Annotated in this window: 16 protein-coding genes; 10 read left to right on the top strand and 6 right to left on the bottom strand. The window is 60.8% G+C overall.

Annotated elements, in window-relative coordinates; translation table 11 throughout:
* The gene (locus tag GH657_RS06430) at window positions 1-1,011 is read right to left on the bottom strand and encodes a homoserine kinase (RefSeq protein WP_153099933.1); all 1,011 of its coding nucleotides are present in this window, start codon (window positions 1,009-1,011) and stop codon (window positions 1-3) included.
* A gap of 226 nt (window positions 1,012-1,237) precedes the next feature.
* Complete coding sequence (locus GH657_RS06435; protein ID WP_153099934.1) at window positions 1,238-1,648, bottom strand: hypothetical protein; 411 nt, start codon at window positions 1,646-1,648, stop codon at window positions 1,238-1,240.
* A gap of 184 nt (window positions 1,649-1,832) precedes the next feature.
* Here GH657_RS06435 and GH657_RS06440 point away from each other — a divergent pair, with 184 nt between their 5' ends.
* Window positions 1,833-3,359, top strand: a complete 1,527-nt coding sequence (locus GH657_RS06440; protein ID WP_153099935.1) for an AMP nucleosidase — start codon at window positions 1,833-1,835, stop codon at window positions 3,357-3,359.
* A 142-nt stretch (window positions 3,360-3,501) separates the two neighbouring features.
* Here the strand turns inward: GH657_RS06440 and GH657_RS06445 are convergent, their stop codons facing one another.
* A complete protein-coding gene (locus GH657_RS06445; protein WP_153099936.1) occupies window positions 3,502-4,263 on the bottom strand; it encodes an LOG family protein in 762 nt (253 codons plus the stop codon).
* A gap of 1 nt (window position 4,264) precedes the next feature.
* Here GH657_RS06445 and polA point away from each other — a divergent pair, with 1 nt between their 5' ends.
* Window positions 4,265-7,006, top strand: coding sequence for a DNA polymerase I (polA, locus tag GH657_RS06450; RefSeq protein ID WP_153099937.1), 2,742 nt, complete (start codon window positions 4,265-4,267; stop codon window positions 7,004-7,006).
* Between the two features lie 49 nt (window positions 7,007-7,055).
* Window positions 7,056-8,471 carry an NAD(P)/FAD-dependent oxidoreductase gene (locus GH657_RS06455; RefSeq protein WP_153099938.1) on the top strand — a complete coding sequence of 472 codons (1,416 nt, stop codon included), beginning with the start codon at window positions 7,056-7,058 and terminating at the stop codon, window positions 8,469-8,471.
* A 29-nt stretch (window positions 8,472-8,500) separates the two neighbouring features.
* On the opposite strand, the gene GH657_RS06460 is transcribed toward GH657_RS06455, so the two are convergent.
* Both GH657_RS06460 and GH657_RS06465 read right to left on the bottom strand, forming a co-directional pair.
* Window positions 8,501-9,370, bottom strand: coding sequence for a sulfurtransferase (locus GH657_RS06460; RefSeq protein WP_153099939.1), 870 nt, complete (start codon window positions 9,368-9,370; stop codon window positions 8,501-8,503).
* 519 nt (window positions 9,371-9,889) lie between these two features.
* Window positions 9,890-11,002 carry an aromatic ring-hydroxylating oxygenase subunit alpha gene (locus tag GH657_RS06465; protein ID WP_153099940.1) on the bottom strand — a complete coding sequence of 371 codons (1,113 nt, stop codon included), beginning with the start codon at window positions 11,000-11,002 and terminating at the stop codon, window positions 9,890-9,892.
* 351 nt (window positions 11,003-11,353) lie between these two features.
* On the opposite strand from GH657_RS06465, the gene GH657_RS06470 reads away from it, so the two are divergent.
* The 4 genes from GH657_RS06470 (at window position 11,354) to folE2 (ending at window position 15,524) form a co-directional block, all read left to right on the top strand.
* Window positions 11,354-11,722: an exodeoxyribonuclease VII small subunit gene (locus GH657_RS06470; RefSeq protein WP_153101669.1), complete on the top strand. Its 369-nt coding sequence runs from the start codon at window positions 11,354-11,356 to the stop codon at window positions 11,720-11,722.
* On the top strand, window positions 11,719-12,600 hold the full coding sequence (locus GH657_RS06475) for a polyprenyl synthetase family protein (RefSeq protein ID WP_153099941.1): 882 nt from the start codon (window positions 11,719-11,721) through the stop codon (window positions 12,598-12,600). Before GH657_RS06470 ends, GH657_RS06475 begins: the two co-directional genes overlap by 4 nt.
* A gap of 73 nt (window positions 12,601-12,673) precedes the next feature.
* Window positions 12,674-14,614: a 1-deoxy-D-xylulose-5-phosphate synthase gene (gene dxs / locus GH657_RS06480; protein ID WP_153099942.1), complete on the top strand. Its 1,941-nt coding sequence runs from the start codon at window positions 12,674-12,676 to the stop codon at window positions 14,612-14,614.
* Between the two features lie 97 nt (window positions 14,615-14,711).
* Complete coding sequence (folE2, locus tag GH657_RS06485) at window positions 14,712-15,524, top strand: GTP cyclohydrolase FolE2 (RefSeq protein ID WP_153099943.1); 813 nt, start codon at window positions 14,712-14,714, stop codon at window positions 15,522-15,524.
* Window positions 15,525-15,624: 100 nt separating this feature from the next.
* Here folE2 and tsaD read toward each other — a convergent pair whose 3' ends face one another.
* Entirely contained in the window at window positions 15,625-16,671 is a 1,047-nt protein-coding gene (gene tsaD, locus GH657_RS06490) for a tRNA (adenosine(37)-N6)-threonylcarbamoyltransferase complex transferase subunit TsaD (RefSeq protein WP_153099944.1), read from the bottom strand.
* 132 nt (window positions 16,672-16,803) lie between these two features.
* On the opposite strand from tsaD, the gene GH657_RS06495 reads away from it, so the two are divergent.
* The 3 genes from GH657_RS06495 (at window position 16,804) to dnaG (ending at window position 20,764) form a co-directional block, all read left to right on the top strand.
* Window positions 16,804-18,033 carry a BaiN/RdsA family NAD(P)/FAD-dependent oxidoreductase gene (locus tag GH657_RS06495; RefSeq protein WP_153099945.1) on the top strand — a complete coding sequence of 410 codons (1,230 nt, stop codon included), beginning with the start codon at window positions 16,804-16,806 and terminating at the stop codon, window positions 18,031-18,033.
* A gap of 299 nt (window positions 18,034-18,332) precedes the next feature.
* The gene (locus GH657_RS06500) at window positions 18,333-18,779 is read left to right on the top strand and encodes a GatB/YqeY domain-containing protein (RefSeq protein ID WP_153099946.1); all 447 of its coding nucleotides are present in this window, start codon (window positions 18,333-18,335) and stop codon (window positions 18,777-18,779) included.
* A 68-nt stretch (window positions 18,780-18,847) separates the two neighbouring features.
* The gene (gene dnaG / locus GH657_RS06505; RefSeq protein WP_153099947.1) at window positions 18,848-20,764 is read left to right on the top strand and encodes a DNA primase; all 1,917 of its coding nucleotides are present in this window, start codon (window positions 18,848-18,850) and stop codon (window positions 20,762-20,764) included.
* Window positions 20,765-20,812: the final 48 nt, after the last annotated feature.

The raw sequence follows: 20,812 nt of genomic DNA on the forward strand, positions 1-20,812 counted from the left end.
TCAGGAAAGATAGCGGGAAAGGTCCGCGCCCGTGAGGCGCGTGCGCAAGATGCGCTCGAAATGACCGGGGTCATGCGGTTGCAGCAGCTCCGCCGTGCGCGGCAGATGGAAGTCGTATAGGCGAGAAACCCAGAAACGATACGCCGCAGCGCGCAGCATATCGTTCCAGTGTGCGGTTTCCGCTGCGGTGAAGGGGCGCACGGTCTGGTACGCGCGCAGCAGCGCGCCAGTGCGCTGTGGCTCAAGCTGGCCGCTAGCCAGATCGACGCACCAGTCGTTGATCGTGACCGCGACGTCGAACAGCCATTTGTCGCAGCCCGCGAAGTAAAAATCGAAAAAGCCGCCGAGGCGGGTGTTGCTGGCGGTGGCACTGTGTGCGTGTGACGCGCTTGCGGCTGGACGCGTGGCAAACAGCACGTTGTCGCGGAACAGGTCGCAATGACACGGCCCAGCGGGCAGTTCGGCATAGGCGGCGGAGGCGAAGAAGGCCTCCTGCCAGGCCAGCTCGGAGGTGAGCAGTGTGCGCTGTGCGTCGTTCAGATGCGGCAGCAGCGTGGGTACGGTGTCGCGCCACCATGGCAGGCTGCGCAAGTTGGGCTGATAGGGTGCGAAATCGCGTCCAGCCAGATGCAGCCGCGCCAGCATCTGGCCGACTTCGATGCAGTGCGCTTCGCTGGGCGCGAGCTCTGGCGCGCCTTCCAGCTTGGTCACGAGGGCCGCGGGCTTGCCATGCAGCATGCCGAACAGCGCGCCATCGTCGCGTGGCAGCGGGTCGGGCACCGGCACCTGATGGGCGGCGAGATGGCGCATCAGGTCCAGATAAAACGGCAGTTGCGCGGCCGTCAGTTTTTCGAAAATCGTCAGCACGTACTCGCCTTGCGACGTCGTCAGGAAAAAGTTGCTGTTTTCGATGCCGGACGTAATGCCGCGAAATTCGATGACTTCGCCCAGTGAGTAATGGCGCAGCCAGTCGGTGAGATCGGAGGAGGAGACAGCAGTAAAGACAGCCATGCAGAGAAACGGGAATCGGAGGAATGGACTGGCGCGGTACAGCGTGTGCGACAGGCGGGGCGATTGACGGTCGTACAGCGATTTGGCAGCTTTTGAGCGCGGCACGGACCGCTACGGAAACACAGACAAACAGACAAACAGACAAACAGGCGTGGGATAAACAGGAATAGCCACGAGGGCCACGAGGCGGACGGCGCGGATGCCGCACGCCCTGACGTCGTTCGCGCTAGTAGCGCAGGTTCACCGAGGGCAGCCGTGTGCTGGCGCGGCCGTTATCGCGCACGGTGGGGGACGTGTCGATGGGGGCGCTCATCTGGTAGCGCGTGCCGAAATTGGAGCGCACGTTGATTTCGACGGGTTTGCCTTTATCCCGGTACTCGGTGATTTCGGTGCCATTGCCGCTGCGTTCATGAAAGCTCGGCGTGCGCGGAACATTAATATCGACTTTCGAGCTGACTTCGGCGGGAGGGCGGTTGATCGCCTTCAGATCGGGCAGGCCGGCGCGCTCGTTGGCGGACTGGGCGGCGGGTTCCTGCGCCTGCGCCTCGGTGACATCAGCGGCGTCCGGGGCGGCGAAGGCGCTCCCGCAGGCGAAAAACACGGTAAGCGCGAGGACGGCGGGAACGAGCGGCTTCATGAGGGTTCTCCAAAAAGGAGCCCGATTCTAACAAATCCCGCCTGGCGGTACTCTCGCAATTATCTGATTTTGCTTTGTTTTAGCGGGTTTGAGCGGCGGCCAGAGGCGGGCTGTGGCAGCTTCAGGCCCATTGTTGTGGTGCGGTTCCGTGGTAACTTCGACGCATCTCTTGAGAGCGACGAAGATGAAGAACCCCACCAGCCAGCGCACGGCGCAAACGCCGCCGAACCCCTTTCCCACGGAAGCTTTCGCCGACGCCGCCGATGCCGTCGCACGGCTTGCCGAAATTTACGACACCAATACTGCCTTCTTACGCGATGCTTTCGAACGTTACCGGCTCAACGAGCCGTTCGAGCGCCGGGTGCGGGCCTGCTATCCGTTCGTGCGGGTGCGCACCGAGGTCAATACGCACATTGATTCGCGCCGTTCATATGGTTTTGTCGCGGGGCCGGGTGTGTTCGAAACCACGGTCACGCGGCTTGAACTGTTTGATGAGTATTACAACGAGCAGCTGCGGTTACTGGCCAAAAATCATCATGTGAAGATTGAAGTGGGTGTGTCGGCGCAGCCTATTCCGGTGCATTTTGCCTTCACGGAAGGCATTCATCTGGAAGGCGACCTGGACCGCGAACGGCTGCTGGCGCTGCGCGATGTCTTCGACACGCCCGATCTGGCGCTGCTGGACGACCGCATTGTCAACGGCACCTATGTGCCAGGCGCGGGCGAGCCGCATCCGCTGGCGCTGTTCACGGCGGCGCGGGTTGATTTTTCGCTGCACCGGCTGCGCCACTACACGGCGACTTCGCCCGCGCATTTCCAGAATTACGTGCTGTATACGAACTACCAGTTTTATATCGACGAGTTCATCGAACTGGGCCGCACGCTGATGTCCGCCTCTGATGATCCCGAGGTGCGCGCCTATCGCAGCGAATACACCTCGTTTGTCGAGCCGGGCGATGTCGTGACGGGCAACGCCAACCTGGGTTGCGCGGAAAGCCAGGGCACGCCGCCGCCGCGTCTGCCGCAGATGCCGGCCTATCATCTGAAGCGCGCCGATGGCAGCGGCATCACGATGGTGAATATCGGCGTGGGCCCCTCGAACGCCAAGACCATCACGGATCACATCGCCGTGCTGCGCCCACATGCCTGGATCATGCTGGGACACTGCGCGGGCTTGCGCAACACACAACGTCTCGGCGATTACGTGCTGGCGCATGGTTATGTGCGCGAAGACCACGTGCTCGATGACGATTTGCCGCTGTGGGTGCCGATCCCCGCGCTCGCCGAAATCCAGGTGGCGCTGGAGCGCGCGGTGGCGCAGGTGACCCGGCTCGATGGCGTCGAACTCAAGCACGTGATGCGTACCGGGACGGTAGCGAGTGTGGATAACCGCAACTGGGAGTTGCGCGATCATCGTGAGCCCGTGCAGCGGCTGTCGCAAAGCCGCGCGATTGCGCTGGATATGGAAAGCGCGACGATTGCCGCGAATGGCTTCCGTTTTCGCGTGCCCTACGGCACCTTGCTGTGCGTGTCGGACAAACCGCTGCATGGCGAACTCAAGCTGCCTGGGATGGCTGACCAGTTTTATCGCGCGCAGGTGGACCAGCATCTGCAGATTGGCGTGAAGGCCATGGAGATTTTGCGCACCAATGGTTTGCATCGTTTGCATAGCCGCAAGCTGCGCAGTTTCGCCGAGGTCGCCTTTCAGTGATGCCGTGCAATGATGCCGTGCAGTGATGCCGTGCAGTGATGCCGTGGCAAGACTGTGTGTGGGAAAAATAAAAGCGGAAGGCCGGTGAAGCCTTCCGCTTGTTACTTTTTACCAGGGCGCGGACGTTGTGCGCCGTACCTGATTACAGATAGAACATGCGGTCGTCGTCGGGACGTGTTTCCTGGGTTTCGTCGCCGGTGTTTTCCGGGCTTTCTTCGCGGTCTTCATAAAACGCCAGCACGGCTTCGAGGACCTGATCCGGATCGTCGATCACCTGCATCAAGTTCATGTCAGCCGGATTGATCAGGCCCATCGGCGTGAGCGAACCGCTGAACCACGCCAGCAAGCCTTTCCAGAACTCGCTGCCCACCAGAATGATCGGTACGTGGCGCGACTTTTTGGTTTGAATCAGCGTGAGCACTTCGGCGAGTTCGTCGAGTGTGCCAAAGCCGCCTGGCATCACGATGACCGCATCCGAGTTTTTCACGAACGTGACCTTGCGCGTGAAGAAATGGCGAAAGCGCAGCGAGATGTCTTGCCACTGGTTGCCGGATTGCTCGTGCGGCAGTTCGATGTTGAGTCCAACCGAAGGCGACTTGCCCGCATGCGCGCCCTGGTTGGCGGCTTCCATGATGCCGGGGCCACCGCCGGAGATCACCGCAAAGCCTGCATCGGAGAGCTTGCGGGCGATTTGCATGGCTAACTGATAGTACGGCGATTCGGGTTTCAGACGTGCTGAACCATAGATGCTGACAGCCGGGCGGATCTCCGAAAGGTACTCAGTCGCCTCAATAAACTCTGCCATAATCGTGAACATCTGCCACGATGCGCGGGCCTTCTTGGCTGTCGCGCGCTCTTGATCTGCGAGCGATCGCAGACTCGGAATCAATTTTCTCTTGTTCATAATGCCTGAAGATCAAAACTTGGAAGGTAAGACCCTGCTATTGGTCGACGGTTCGAGTTATCTGTACCGGGCCTACCATGCGATGCCTGATCTGCGAGGCCCCGATGGTGGTCCGACGGGTGCGCTTTACGGGATCATCAACATGCTGCGGCGCATGCGCAAGGAAGTCAGCGCAGAGTATAGCGTGTGCGTCTTCGATGCCAAGGGTAAAACCTTCCGCGACGACTGGTATCCCGATTACAAGGCGAACCGTCCTTCCATGCCTGCCGATCTGGCGCAGCAGATCGGCCCGATTCATGAGGCCGTGCAGGCGCTGGGCTGGCCGCTCCTGATGGTCGAAGGTGTCGAAGCCGATGACGTCATCGGCACACTGGGCCGGCTGGCCGAACAGCAGGGCATGAACGTGCTGGTCTCGACCGGCGACAAAGACCTGGCGCAACTGGTCACCGATCACCTCACGCTGATCAATACGATGACCAATGAGGTGCTTGACCGCGAAGGTGTGATCGCCAAATTTGGCGTGCCGCCCGAGCGCATTGTCGATTACCTGTCGCTGATCGGTGACACCGTGGACAACGTGCCTGGCGTTGATAAATGCGGCCCTAAAACCGCGCTCAAATGGCTCGCGCAATATGGTTCGCTTGATGGCGTGATGGCTCATGCCGATGAAATCAAGGGCGCGGTGGGCGAGAACTTGCGGCGTGCGCTCGATTTTTTACCGCTTGCGCGCAAGCTGGTCACCGTCGATACCGCTTGCGATCTCACGTCCCATGTCGCGTCGTTTGGCATGACGCTCGCCACGCGCGCCGAGGCCCGCGAGACATTGCGCGACATCTTTTTGCGGCATGGCTTCAAGACCTGGCTGCGCGAAGTCGATGCCGCCGCCGTGGCGGATGCGCCTGGCGCGAGCGTGGCCGCTTCTGCGGCAGCGGAAGTCGAACGGCACTACGACACGGTGCAAACCTGGGCGCAGTTCGAGCACTGGCAGGGCAAGATCGAAGCCGCCGAACTCACCGCGTTTGATACCGAAACCACCTCGCTGGACCCGATGCAGGCGCAACTGGTTGGACTGTCGGTTTCAGTCGAGCCGGGGCAGGCGGCTTATATTCCACTTGCCCATCGCGGGCCGGATGCCCCGCTCCAGTTGCCGCGCGACGAAGTGCTGGCGCGGCTTAAACCATGGCTCGAAAGCGCCAGGCATCAAAAAGTCGGCCAGCACCTGAAGTATGACGAACAGGTCCTCGCCAATTACGGTATCCAGCTAGGCGGCATCGCACACGACACGCTGCTGCAATCGTATGTGCTTGAGTCGCATCGCACGCATGACATGGACAGTCTCGCACTGCGTCATCTCGGTGTGAAGACGATCAAGTACGAAGAGGTCGCGGGCAAGGGCGCGCAGCAAATCGGCTTTGACGAAGTCGCGCTTGAGCAGGCTGCAGCCTATGCGGCTGAAGATGCGGATATCACGCTGCGGCTGCATCAGGCGCTGTACCCACAAGTGGCCGCCGAGCCCGGCCTCGCTTACGTTTACCGCGATATCGAACTGCCGACCTCGCGTGTGCTGTGCAAGATGGAGCGCACGGGCGTGTTGATCGACAGCGAAAAACTGCGGCGTCAAAGCAGCGAAATCGCCGCGCGCCTGATCGAGCTGGAGCGTGAGGCGTATGTGCTCGCCGGAGGCGAATTCAACCTGGGTTCGCCCAAACAGATTGGCCAGATTTTCTTCGACAAGCTGCAGTTGCCCGTGGTCAAGAAAACCCCCGGGGGGGCGCCTTCCACCGATGAAGAAGTGCTGCAAAAGCTAGCCGAAGATTACCCCTTGCCCAAGTTGCTGCTCGAGCATCGTGGTTTGTCCAAGCTCAAGTCGACCTACACCGACAAATTGCCGCGCATGATCAACGCGCATACCGGCCGCGTGCATACCAACTACGCGCAGGCGGTGGCCGTGACCGGACGGCTGGCTTCGAACGATCCCAATTTGCAGAATATTCCGGTGCGCACCGCTGAAGGCCGGCGCATCCGCGAAGCGTTTATCGCGCCGCCGGGACATCAACTGGTGTCGGCGGATTATTCGCAGATCGAACTGCGCATCATGGCGCACCTGTCGGACGATGAAGCGCTGTTGCGCGCGTTCGCACAAGGCGAGGACATTCACCGTGCCACAGCCGCCGAGATTTTCGCGGTAACGCCGCTCGAGGTCTCCGCTGACCAGCGGCGTGTGGCGAAGGTGATCAACTTCGGTTTGATTTACGGTATGAGCTCGTTTGGTCTTGCGGCCAATCTGGGAATTACGCGTGAGGCAGCGAAGCTCTATATCGACCGCTATTTCATGCGCTATCCGGGCGTCGCGCGCTATATGGATGAAACCCGTGCCAGTGCAAAACAGAACGGCTATGTCGAAACCGTGTTTGGACGCCGTCTGTGGCTGCCCGAGATCAATGGCGGCAGCGGGCCGCGGCGTCAGGCGGCGGAACGCGCCGCGATCAATGCGCCGATGCAGGGGACGGCCGCCGATCTGATCAAGCTGTCGATGATTGCCGTGCAGCAATGGCTTGAGCAGGCGGGCGTGGGCACCCGGATGATCATGCAGGTGCACGATGAACTGGTGCTTGAAGTGCCCGATAGCGAGCTGGCCGTTGTGCGGCAGCGGCTGCCAGAGCTGATGTGTGGCGTTGCCACACTGAAAGTACCGCTGGTCGCCGAAGTGGGTGCAGGCGCGAACTGGGAGGAGGCACATTGAACACTGATGGGGTAGGGCGCTCGCGCAACAGAAGGACGTGGAGGATTGGATGCATCGTTTCATTATCGTAGGTGGGGGGGCGGGCGGGCTGGAGCTCGCCACCCGGCTCGGCGACCGCTATGTCAGCGGCAAGCGTCGAAGCCCACCACGGGTTCAGGTGACGCTGGTTGACCGTTATCCCACGCATATCTGGAAGCCGTTGCTGCACGAGGTGGCCGCAGGCAGCATGGATCCGTTCACACAAGAACTCGAATACGCCGCGCAGGCGCGCTGGCATGGCTTTGAGTTTCAGCAGGGCGAGCTGACTGGGCTGGATCGCGGCGCGCAGCGTATTACGCTGGCTCCCATCATTGATGCGGATGATGGCGCCGAGCTTTTGCCCGCGCGCGTTCTCGAATATGACACGTTGGTGCTGGCCGTTGGCAGCACCACTAATTTCTTTGGTGTGCAGGGGGCGGCGGAGCATTCGTTCGCGCTTGATAGCGTCGGCCAGGCCGAGCGCTTTCGCAAACGCCTGATTGCCGCTTGCATGCGCGCCGAACATCGGGTGTATGAGCACGCGGAAGCGGTCGCGGATGGCGTGGCTGTCCCGTCGGATGCATCGGATGCGTTGTCAGAAGCCTCGGGCGGGCCCGGGGTGGCGCGAACGCACGCCGGGCCTTGCATTCAGGTGGCGATCGTCGGAGGAGGCGCAACGGGCGTCGAATTGTCCGCCGAGTTGCGCAGTACCGCCCAGGTGCTGGCTGCTTACGGCTTGCATAAGCTTGATCCGCGCACCGACATCGGCATCGTGCTGATTGACTCAGGGCCGCGCATTTTGCCCGCGCTGCAAGAGCGGGTTTCGAACGCGACCACCGAGCTACTGCTCAAGCTGGGCGTGCAGGTGATGACGGGCGAGGCTGTTGCCGAAGTCACGCCCAGCCTTGTGCGTACCGCAAGCGGCAAGACCGTACGGGCGGATCTGACCGTGTGGGCCGCGGGCATCAAGGCACCCGCCATTTTGAGCCAGCTTGATGGGCTGCCCGTGAACCGGCTCGGTCAATTGAACGTGCGGCAAACGCTGCAAAGCGAGATCGACGACAACATCTTCGCGCTGGGCGATTGCGCCGCATGCGTGTGGCCTGGCACCGGGCACAACGTGCCGCCGCGCGCCCAGGCCGCGCACCAGCAGGCCAGCTTTTTGCTCAGGGCGCTGGCCTGCCGGCTCGACGGCAAGCCCTTGCCGTCGTTTACCTACCGGGATTTCGGCTCGCTCGTCTCGCTCGGGCATTTCAGTGCCGTGGGCAATCTGATGGGCGGGGTGATTGGCGGCAACATGCTGATCGAAGGGCTCTTCGCGCGCTTCATGTACATGTCGCTGTACCGCTTGCACATTGCCGCGCTACACGGCTATCCGCGCATGGTGCTCGATACCTTCGCCCACTGGCTGCGTCGCTCGACCGTGCCACGGGTGAAGTTGCACTAGAACTGGAAGTACTAAAAGCCCTGTGCTGGCTAGGGCTGAGCCCCGGTGGCCACGGGGTGGGCGGGGTTAGCACTCCACTCACTCCATGAACCGGGATATAGCGCCGCGCCGTGGAGCCCCGCGATTTCCATGGCCAATGCGTTGTGGCACGCCGTCACGCCAGAGCCGCATTGCAGCACCACCCGCTCAGGCGGTACACCCGCCAGCAGCGGGCTAAACGTCTCGCGTAAATCGTGAGCGCTTCTGAAACGGCCATCCGCCGCGAGGTTATTCTTGAAAAAGTGATTGAGTGCGTGAGGAATATGCCCACCCACACGATCGAGCGTTTCGTTTTCGCCGCGATAACGGTCTGCCGCGCGCGCGTCGATCAGAATGCGCTCGTGGGTTTTCAGGTTGTGCTCGATGGTTTGCACATCGACCGTCACCGCGAGCGGAGCACCTGCCTTGAAGTCACCTGGAGGCGTGGCAGGAATCGCTTGCGAGAGCGGCAGCCCCGCGGCTTGCCAGGCAGGCAAGCCGCCATCGAGCAGTGCCACTGCGTCGTGTCCTAACCAGCGCAACAGCCACCACAAGCGTGCGGCAAACATCCCGCCATCCGCATCGTAAGCGACGACTTGCTGGCCCTGACGCAAACCGAGTGCCGCGAGCTTGTCGGCAAACGCCGTGCGCTCGGGCAGCGGATGGCGGCCATTGAGCCCGGTTTTGGCACCGGACAGATCCCGATCCAGATGCAGGTAATGTGCGCCCGGCAGATGGTTAGCCGCATAGGCCGTCATGCCTGCTGCGGTGTCAGCCAGATTAAAGCGGCAATCAGCGATAAAGATGCTGTCGGGCGCGGCAGCGAGGCGCTGCGCGAGATTATCGGGGGCGATGAGCGTCGTGTAGCGGGTGTGAGGCATGGCGGCTCCTGAAACAGGCAGTTGCGGCGTTAAGCGGGGGAGGGAACGTCTTGTATGGGGCGTTGCTAGTCTAAACAAAAATGCTGAGACCGATCATCCTCGTTCCCGGCGACGATGGCCTGATCGACCGCGATGCCGGACTCTTCAGCTATTTGCTATTTGCTGTTTCACGAAACTCGCCCATGGCACGCTCACCGCAAACGGCATGGAAGCCTAATTGGTCATTCGTTACACGCTAAACGCCGCGGGCAGGATGAGCGCCGATTGCCGCGGGATGCGATGTTGCAAGAACGCGCGGAAAGCCGGACACCGGTGTTCCTGAAGTGCTGTGCGAAGCGGAACTGGTGTGGCAAGCGTGGCAATACGGTGGGGGAGAAGGCGTAGGGTGGGGTTCATGGCACGGGAATGTGGATGGCCGCCGTGGCGCGGATATCCCGCTGGCGCCGCCAGGCGGCAGCGGCGGCGAGAGAAGGTCCAGGGTCCAGATCTCTCGCCCGATCACTGCGCCTTGGCTCAACCTCAGATCGCCCCAAGCTCGCGTCGTAAAAACTCATGAAAGTGCTGCATTCCATCTTCCATGGGGCTTTGATAAGGCCCTACCTGTGATTCGCCGCGCTCCATCAGCGCACGCCGGCCGGCATCCATGCGCTCGCCGATTTCGTCGTCTTCACGTGCGGTTTCCATATAGGCCGCCCGTTCCGCTTCGACAAACTCGCGCTCAAACAGCTTGATCTCTTCGGGGTAGTAAAACTCGACGATATTCGTGGTGTGTTGCGGGCCACGCGGAATCAGCCATGACACCACCAGCACGTGCGGATACCACTCGATCATGATGCCAGGGTAATACACCATCCAGATCGCGCCGAACTCGGGGGGCGTGCCACCGCGATAACGCAGGACTTCATCGTGCCATTTGCTATAGACCGGGCTGCCGGGTTTGGCCAGTTTGTTATGCACGCCAACGGTCTGCACGCTATACCACTCGCCAAACTCCCATGTCAGGTCGTCGCACGATACGAAGCTGCCTAGCCCCGGATGGAATGGCACAACGTGGTAATCCTCCAGATAAACCTCGATGAAGGTTTTCCAGTTGTAGTTGCATTCGTGGATTTCGATGTGGTCGAACATATAGTCCGAAAAATCGAAATAGTGCCGTGGGCCCAGGCGAGCCAGATCCTTTGCCACCTGGCGGCCTTCAGCCTCGAACAGCAGGCCGTTCCAGTTTTGTAACGGCGTGGCATTGAGATTCAGACAAGGATTGTCAGGAAAATGCGGTGCGCCGAGAAGCTCGCCTTTCAGATCGTAGGTCCAGCGGTGAAGCGGGCACACGATATTGCTGGTCTGGCCCTGGCCATTGAGCATGATCGCCTGGCGGTGACGGCAGACGTTGGAGAGCAACTCGATGTTAGGCTGTGCGCCCTGGTTGCGCACAAGCACGCGGCCCTCGTTTTCGCTGGGCAGCGCAAAGTAGTCCCCTGCCTCGGGCACCATGAGTTCGTGCCCGATATAACGGGGGCCTTTCTTGAAAAGGGCTTCGATTTCACGCGCCAAAAGCGCTGTGTCAAAGTAAGCCGTGACTGGCAACTGGCTATGGACTGACCTTAGCTGCAAAGCATTGCTCAGATTGGACATTCCCACTCCCGATAAAAACGTGAAAGCAGTGAACAACCCAACCATCGAAAAATCGACTTAGGGAACTATTGACTATATCAGCTTTCTTTTTTGGGAGTATCGGACAAGTCGCATAAAAATCACTGATGCTGGTTAAAAATATCCGGATTTCGTGGTTGCGCGGGGCTGGGATGCTGGATCTTGTTTTTCAGCAGCAAGACGCGGGTCTTGGGGGCGTGCCCCATGGCCCTTGTGTGCCTTGGCGGATCGAATAACCCACTTTTGCCGTAGAATGTCCGACTTGTTTTAATTTTGCGATGATTCATGGCGAAAAGCGCATTAGAAGAGAAGGTCGAGGAGAAGGTCGAGAAGATGGCCGGGGCAGCCGGGGAGGCGGGCGAAATTTCTGCCGAACAGCCCGTCAACCAGCCCGCTCGCAAGTCAGCCCGTCGGCCTGCTTCATCTGCTCCGGAGCCGGAGGCTGCGGGTGTGCCGCTGCCCGTGAGCTATGAAGCGGCGCTGGCCGAACTGGAAGGGCTGGTGGCGCAAATGGAAGACGGCAGCCTGAGCCTGGAAGCCTCGCTTGCGGCCTACCGGCGCGGCGCGGCGCTCGTCACGTTTTGCCAGCAGCAACTGGAAACCGTCGAGCAGCAGGTACGCATGCTCGATGGCGAAACCCTCAAGCCCTTTCCCCCGAATGCCGCAGGTACTTTCGTTGCCGGGAGCGGAGACGATTTATGACTTTTCAACAGTGGACGCGTTGGGTGCTCGAACGTGTCGAGACCGCGCTCGAAAATTATCTTCCGCCAGCGACAACCGAGCCTGCGCAATTGCATGAGGCGATGCGCTATGCCGTGCTGGGTGGCGGCAAGCGGGTGCGGCCGTTGCTGTGCCATGCAGCGGGCGAGCTGAGCGGGGCCTCTGCCGAATGCCTCGATGCCGCGGCCGCCGCGCTCGAAATGATTCACGTGTATTCGCTGGTGCATGACGACATGCCTTGCATGGACGATGATGCCTTACGCCGTGGGCGGCCGACGGTACATGTTCAATACGATGAACCGACCGCGTTGCTGGTGGGCGATGCGCTGCAGTCTCAGGCGTTCGTCGCGCTGACCGCCGAGATCCTGGCTCCGGCCCAGCAGGCGGCGCTGGTGCGTGAGCTGGCGCTGGCCAGCGGCTCGACCGGCATGGCGGGCGGGCAGGCGATTGACCTGGCCAGCGTGGGCCATGTGCTCTCTCGCGCGCAACTCGAAACCATGCACCGCATGAAAACCGGCGCGCTGTTGCGCGCGGCGGTGCGCATGGGGGCGCTGGCGGGCGTGGCGCCTGATGCCAAGCAGATGCACGCGCTGGATACCTACGCCGCCGCGGTGGGGCTGGCATTCCAGGTGGTGGACGATATTCTCGACGTCACGGCTGATTCCGCGGTTCTGGGCAAAACCGCGGGTAAGGACGCGAAGGATGGCAAGCCGACCTACGTCTCGATCATGGGGCTGGAGGCTTCACGCACGCTGGCTGCGCACTTGCGCTCGGAAGCCCACGCGGCGCTGGCGCCGTTCGGCGCACGGGCGCTGCGTCTCGCCGAGCTGGCTGACTTGGTAGTGAACCGGGTGAGCTGAGCGCATTGGCCCACCGTGTTGGGCTCCGGCGCGAGTGAAGTGCTGGCGCCAAGTTTTCCTACAATGGAACGACATGTACGACTTGCTGAAAACCATCGACGACCCGGCCGCCTTGCGCTGCCTTGAGCGCCGTCAATTGCAACCGCTCGCTGACGAGTTGCGTGCTTTTGTGCTCGATAGTGTCTCCCAGACTGGCGGCCATTTGTCGTCTAATCTTGGCACGGTCGAGCTGACGATTGCATTGCATTACGTCTTCGATACACCGCACGACCGGATTGTCTGGGATGTGGGCCACCAAACCTATCCGCACAAAATTTTGACGGGTCGCCGCGACCAGATGCATTCGCTGCGTCAGCAAGACGGGATCTCGGGTTTTCCGCGCCGCAGCGAGTCGGACTACGACACTTTCGGCACGGCACATTCGAGTACGTCGATTTCCGCAGCGCTCGGCATGGCGATAGCGGGCAAGCTGCAAGGCGATGAGCGTTTCGCCATCGCGGTAATCGGCGACGGCGCGATGACCGCTGGCATGGCGTTCGAGGCCATGAACAACGCGGGCGTGGCCGATGATGTGCCGCTGCTGGTCATTCTGAACGACAACGACATGTCGATTTCGCCGCCGGTGGGCGCCTTGAACCGGCATCTGGCGCGTCTGATGTCGGGGCGCTTTTATGCCGCGGCCCGCGCAGGTGTCGAGCGGGTTCTGCGTGTTGCGCCTCCGGTTCTCGATCTGGCGCGCAAGCTTGAGGAACACGCCAAGGGCATGATTGTTCCGGCGACCTTATTCGAAGAGTTCGGCTTTAACTACATTGGCCCGATTGATGGTCATGATCTGGATTCGCTGATCCCGACCTTGCAAAACATCCGCGAGCTGCGTGGCCCGCAATTTCTGCATGTCGTCACGAAAAAAGGCCAGGGTTACAAGCTGGCCGAAGCCGATCCCGTGCTCTATCACGGCCCGGGCAAATTCAATCCGGCTGAAGGCATCAAGCCGTCTGCCACACCGGCCAGGAAAACTTATACGCAGGTATTTGGCGAATGGCTGTGCGATGCCGCCGAACTCGATCCGCGTGTGGTGGCGATCACGCCAGCGATGCGTGAAGGCTCGGGCATGGTCGAATTCGAAAAGCGCTTTCCGCAGCGTTACTTCGATGTGGGCATCGCCGAGCAGCATGCCGTGACGTTCGCGGGCGGGCTGGCCGCTGATGGCATGAAACCGGTGGTGGCGATTTATTCGACGTTCCTGCAACGCGCTTATGACCAGCTGATTCATGACGTCGCGCTGCAAAATTTGCCCGTGGTGTTTGCGATTGATCGCTCGGGGCTTGTCGGTGCGGATGGCGCGACGCACGCGGGCGCTTACGATCTGGCGTTCCTGCGCTGCATTCCGAACATGACCGTGATGGCCGCATCGGACGAAAACGAATGCCGTCAGATGCTGTACACGGCTTTGCAGCAGCCCAACCCCAGCGCCGTGCGTTATCCGCGCGGCGCGGGTACGGGGGTGGCGACGGTTCGGCAAATGGTGGCGCTGCCCGTGGGCCGCGGCGAAGTTCGCCGCGAGAGCACGCAACCGGCCGGCCGGCGCATTGCGCTGCTGGCCTTTGGCACGATGGTCGCGCCTGCGCTGGCTGCGGCACAGGTGCTGGATGCCACGGTGGCCAATATGCGCTTCGTCAAGCCGCTCGATACCGAACTCGTGCGTCAGCTTGCCGAGACTCACGATTATCTGGTCACGCTCGAAGAAGGCTGCGTGATGGGCGGGGCCGGCTCGGCTTGCGTCGAAGCGCTGCTGGAGCAGGGCATGCTTCGCCCCGTCCTGCAACTGGGCCTGCCTGACCGTTTCATCGACCACGGTGAACCGGCGAAGCTTCTGGCCGATTGCGGTCTCGACGCCGATGGCATCGTGCGTTCCATCCGTGAGCGCTTTTTCGACGATCGTGCGAGCGCTGCCGTGGCGCAATCGGCTAGTCGCACAGCCGCGCCTAAATTAAAATCCGTGCGCTCGGTTTAAGCACTCCTTTGACCTGAATTTTTCACGTTTTCCATTTTTGAATGGCTTGCCGTTGCGCGCCGTGGTTGCAGTGTGTGCGGCAAGCCAGGGACCGAACATGAATCAGATGAATCCCGCTTTTGTCATGCCCGATGTGCAAAGCACCGTTGATACGCGTGAGATTCCGATCCAGCGCGTGGGTGTGAAGGCCGTGCGCCATCCGCTGACCGTGCGCACGCAAAATGGTGATGTGCAGCCCACGGTGGGAGTGTGGAATCTCGATGTGCGCTTGCCTGCAACGCAAAAAGGCACGCATATGTCGCGCTTCATCGCGCTGCTCGAAGAAAACAAAATGCCGCTCGAGTTGTCCAGTTTTCGCACCTTGCTGGCGGCGATGCTGCAGCGGCTAGAGGCCGAAGATGGGCGGATCGAAGTCTCTTTTCCCTATTTCGTGAACAAGACCGCGCCGGTGTCGGGCGTGCAAAGTCTGCTCGATTACGAAGTGAGCCTGACTGGCGACGTGCGCGCTGGGGTGACGAGGGTGTTTCTCAAGGTGATGGTGCCGGTTACCAGCCTGTGCCCCTGCTCGAAGAAGATCTCGCAATATGGCGCGCACAACCAGCGTTCGCACGTCACGATTGACGCCGAACTTACGGCTGAGGTGCCGGTGGAAGCGCTCATCCGCATTGCCGAAGAAGAGGCCTCGTGTGAACTCTGGGGTCTGCTCAAACGCCCGGACGAAAAATTTGTCACCGAGCGCGCTTACGAAAACCCGAAGTTTGTCGAAGACCTCGTGCGCGACGTCGCACAGCGTCTGAATGCCGACGAACGGATTGTGGCTTACGTGCTGGAAGCCGAGAATTTCGAGTCGATTCACAATCACAGCGCCTATGCGCTGATCGAACACGACAAACGGTGTATCGCGGCCTGACGGCGCCACGTTCCTGTTGCAACGCTATAAAAAACCAGGGGCCGCTTGATGAGAGCGGCCCCTGGCTTTTCTGCTGTCCCTGTAGAGGGGCTAGAGAGGTTTAACGTGCGAGTGCAGCCAGATCCCAGCGTGGCTTGACCGTGAAGGCGTAGCGCTTGTCAGCCTGTTCGTCAGCCTGTTCCGGCCAGCGCTGAAGCCTGAGCGCACCGGCCAGCGCAATCATGGCGCCGTTGTCGGTGCATAACGCCAGATCGGGATAGTGCACCTCGAAGCCGCGTTGCGCGGCAACTGCCGATAAGGCCTCGCGCAATTGCTGGTTGGCGCCGACCCCGCCTGCCACGACCAGGCGTCGCAGTCCCGTTTGCTTGAGTGCAGCGAGTGATTTGGCGACCAGCACGTCAACCGCCGCATCGACAAATCCTCGCGCCAGATCCGCCTTGTCCTGCTCGCAAACATTCGCGCCGAGCTTTTTCACCTGCGTCAGCACAGCGGTTTTGAGCCCGCTGAAGCTGAAGTCGAGATTGCCTGAATGCAGCATGGGCCGTGGCAGCATGACTGCACCTGGGGTGCCGAACTGCGCCAGGCGCGAGACTTCCGGCCCGCCCGGATAGCCGAGGCCCAGCAGCTTGGCGGTTTTATCGAAGGCTTCGCCTGCGGCGTCATCCAGGGTTTCGCCGAGTGTTTCGTACAGGCCGACATCGGTGACGCGCATCAGTTGCGTGTGGCCGCCTGAGACTAGCAGCGCGACGAACGGAAAGGACGGAGGAGCCTCCACTAGCAGCGGCGAGAGCAGATGTCCTTCCAGATGATGAATGCCGATGGCGGGTTTATCCCATGCCATGGCGAGCGCATTGGCGATGCTGGCGCCGACCAGTAACGCGCCCGCGAGCCCTGGGCCCTGGGTGAACGCGATCGCGTCGATCGTGTCGATTGCCGCGCGTGTGATGCGGGCTTGATCCAGTACTTCTTCGAGCAGGGGCAGCGCACGCTGGATATGGTCGCGGGAAGCGAGTTCCGGTACGACACCGCCGTATTCGCGGTGCATCGCTATTTGTGAATGCAGGGCATGCGCGAGCAAGCCGCGCGCTGTGTCGTAAAGCGCAAGACCCGTTTCGTCACAGGAGCTTTCGATGCCGAGAACGAGCATGGAAGGAAGGCAAGACAGAAAAAAGAGGGCGGCGTGGACAAAAACCGGCATTGCCCAAAAACCGAATTGCAGAGTATAGCAGCGCGGGCGAGAGCGCCGCGGACAGGCGGGTACGCGGGTACAATCCGCGCCATGAAAGTATTTGATATTGCGGTAATCGGCGCGGGCGCGGCGGGCATGATGTGCGCGGCAGTCGCGGGGCAGAGCGGGCGGCGTGTCGTACTGGTTGACCACGCCTCGCGTCTGGCAGAGAAAATCCGCATTTCTGGCGGTGGCCGGTGCAATTTTACGAATCTGCATGCCGGGCCAGCCAATTACCTCTCGGCCAACCCGCATTTTTGCCGCTCGGCGCTGGCCCGCTATACGCCACGCGATTTTCTTGCGCTGCTCAAGCGCTATCGCGTGAGCTGGCATGAAAAGCATAAAGGGCAGCTTTTTTGCGACCAGTCGAGCGATGCCGTGATCGACGTGCTGAAAAACGAATGCGAGGCGGGCCAGGTGAGTTGGCGCAGGCCGCTTGAAGTCAGCCAGGTCAGACGCCGTGAGGGCGCTGGTTTTATTCTGGATACGCCTTCCGGGCCCATCGAAGCCCGTGCGCTTGTCATTGCCACGGGCGGCTTGTCGATCCCGAAGATCGGCGCGACCGATTTTGCCTTTCGCGTGGCCAGGCAGTTTGGCCACAAGCTGGTCGATACCCGTCCGGCACTCGTGCCGCTGACCTTTGCCGCGAGCGACTGGGCGCCATTTGCCGCGCTGGCGGGCGTCTCCATGGAGGTGCAGATGGCGACGGGCAAGGGCCGCAACGGAGCCGAATTTATCGAAGATCTGCTTTTTACCCATCGTGGGCTGTCAGGCCCTGGCGTATTGCAAATTTCGAGCTATTGGCAGCCTGGCGAGCCGGTCCAGGTGAACTTGCTGCCTGAGCGCGATGCGGTGCAAGCGTTGCTGGAGGCCAAAACCAGCGTTCGGCGCAATCTGGCGAACCTGCTCGCTGAATGGCTGCCGGGGCGAGTCGCGGACACCTGGCTGGCAACGCACGGCGTGCCTGCGCAAGCCCGGGTGGCGGATTTGCCAGACAAGACCTTGCGCCACATCGGCGCGGCGCTGTCGTGCTGGAGTCTCACGCCGAATGGCACCGAAGGCTATCGCAAGGCCGAAGTGACGCGTGGCGGTGTGGATACGCGCGAACTTTCGTCGACGACGATGATGAGCGCCCGGGTGCCGGGCTTGTATTTCATTGGCGAAGCGGTCGATGTGACCGGCTGGCTGGGCGGCTACAACTTTCAATGGGCTTGGGCTTCGGGCGTGGCGGCAGGCGAGGCCGCGGCTGAATACACGCGCAGCCTCTCCAGTACAAACTAGATGGCCGCGCGGCATGGGCGCATGAACGCACAGGTACGTACCGGAAAGGGTGTGCTTGGCCGTTGAGTGCCGTGAAATGCGGTTGCTCTGGTATACTTGCCGGCCTTTGCATCAACCCGCTTGAGGACTTTGCCCCAAGCGGGTTTTTGTATTGATGCGTAACGTTTGTGTGCGGTTTGTGTGCGGTTTGTGTGCGGTTTGTATTGTGGTTTGTGTTGCACATTATTTGTGTTTTCGGCGAATTTTCAATGTTTCGCGCGCTTTTTCAATTCCATGCATTCAGGTGAAAGGTGAGCCCGATGAGTCTTAAAGACCAGATCAACGATGACATGAAAGCCGCCATGCGCGCCCGCGATAGCGAGCGTCTTGGCACGATCCGTCTGGTGCTGGCGGCGATCAAGCAGCGCGAAGTCGATGAGCGCGTGACGCTCGACGATAGCGCGGTTACCGCCGTCATCGACAAAATGATCAAGCAGCGCAAAGACTCGATAAGCCAGTTCGAGGCCGCCGGGCGCACGGATCTCGTGGCCCAGGAAAACGCCGAGTTAGCCGTGCTGACCGCGTATATGCCTGCCCAGCTTTCCGCGGCCGAAGTGGAGGCTGAAGTGGCCGCGGCGATTGCCCAGACGGGCGCGGCGGGCCCGCAGGACATGGGCCGGGTGATGGGTGTGCTCAAGCCCGCGCTGGCTGGCCGCGCTGACATGACAGCCGTTTCCGCACGGGTCAAGGCAGCACTCGCCGGCTAGTTTTTCTGTTTGGCTTTCAGGGCGGCACGTTGCGACGTGCCGCTTCGTTTTCAAGGGTGTGCCCGGCTGTGATTCCCCACTCGTTTCTGCAGGATCTGCTAAACCGCATCGACATCGTCGATGTGGTCGGGCGGTATGTGCAACTGAAAAAGGGCGGCGCGAATTTTATGGGGCTGTGCCCGTTTCATAACGAAAAAAGCCCGTCGTTCACCGTGAGTCCCACCAAGCAGTTTTATCACTGCTTTGGCTGCGGAGCCCATGGCACAGCCATTGGTTTTCTGATGGAGCACGCGGGGCTGAGCTTCCCCGAGGCCGTTAATGAGCTGGCGCAATCGGTTGGGCTCACCGTGCCGCAAGAGCCTTCGCCCACGCGCGGTGGCGGCGCAGGAGGCGCGGGTGGAACGGGGAGCCAGGGGGGAGCTTACGCTGCGCCGGTTTCGAAGGCTGTGACGGTTGCGCTGGCGGAGGCCACCCAACTGGCTTGCGATTTCTATCGCAAACAGTTGCGTGGCGCGCCGAACGCGATTCAGTATCTGAAGCAGCGTGGCTTGACGGGAGAGATCGCGGCCCGTTTTGGGCTCGGCTACGCACCTGGCAACTGGCAAAATCTCGAAGCCGCTTTTCCCGATTACCGCGATGATGTCCTGATCGAAGCGGGGCTCGTGATTGTCAGCGAGAAGACCACCGGCCCGGGTGAGGCACGCCGGTACGACCGTTTCCGCGAGCGGATCATGTTTCCGATCCGGAATGTGAAAGGTCAGGTGATTGGCTTTGGGGGCCGCGTGCTGGATGGCGGCGAACCGAAATATTTGAATTCCCCGGAAACGCCGCTATTTAACAAGGGCAGCGAGCTTTATGGCCTGTTCGAAGCCCGCCTGGCGATCCGCGAGCAGCGTTACGTGCTGGTGGTTGAAGGCTATATGGATGTGGTGGCGCTGGCCCAGCTTGGTTTTCAGAATGCCGTAGCGACCCTTGGCACGGCTTGCACACCGGTTCATGTGCACAAGCTGTTTCGTCAGACGGACACCGTCGTGTTCAGTTTCGATGGCGATGCGGCGGGCCGTCGCGCGGCGCGGCGGGCGCTTGACGCGTGCTTGCCGCATGCGGCGGACAATCGCACGATCCGTTTTTTGTTTCTGCCTGCCGAGCATGATCCCGACAGTTATGTGCGTGAGTTTGGCGCCGAGGCGTTTGGCGAGCAGGTCGAGCGGGCGTTGCCGCTATCGCAGTTTTTGCTGAATGAGGCGCTGGCGGGCAAGCAGCTGGATCAGCCAGAAGGCCGGGCGCGAGCATTGTTCGACGCCAAACCTTTGCTGCAAGCGCTGCCTGCAAATGCATTACGCTCACAGATCATGCATCTGTTTGCGGATCGGCTGGATGTGCCATTCGATGAGGTGGCGGCGTTATGCGAAGTCGATGCGCGGATTGCCGCGGTAGCTCGTAACGCACCGGCTCGCAAGGATCGCCGCAGTGTGACCGGCATCGAAGAGATCACGCTGCGCAATCTGGTGATGTATCCGCGCATTGTCGCGGTGCTCGATACGCAAGCCGAACAGGCATTGCTGAGCATCGGCCGGCACGCGGAACTGTTTGAAGAAGTGACGACGCATGCCCGGGCGCTGGGCGATGCGGCGGAATTTCAATTGTTGTCGGACTTGCTGCGCAATGGCGCAAATGCAGCAACTTTTGAAGAAATTTTTCGCAAAATTCTGAACTATGATGAAAACGTGCGTGACCTGCTGATGGCCAATCCGAATGATCCTGCGGTCGCGGAAAAACGTCAGGAACAGGAACGGATTGTCGGCGAGGAACTGAAGGCGGCGATTCTCAGAATGCGTTATGACGCATGTGGCAAGCGTCTTGAAATTCTGTCGAGGCAGTCCACACATAGTCCGGAAGAATTGCAGGAATACACCAGCCTGAACCAGATGCGAGCGGCCATGAAACGCGAGCTCGAAGGAGGGGGAGGTGCCGCAGTGTTATAATTAAAGGTTTTCAGCTGTTTCCAGTAGTTATATTTCCAGGGTCTTCCC

The sequence above is a fragment of the Paraburkholderia hayleyella genome (assembly GCF_009455685.1).
In the GTDB taxonomy this organism is placed as follows: Bacteria; Pseudomonadota; Gammaproteobacteria; order Burkholderiales; family Burkholderiaceae; genus Paraburkholderia; species Paraburkholderia hayleyella.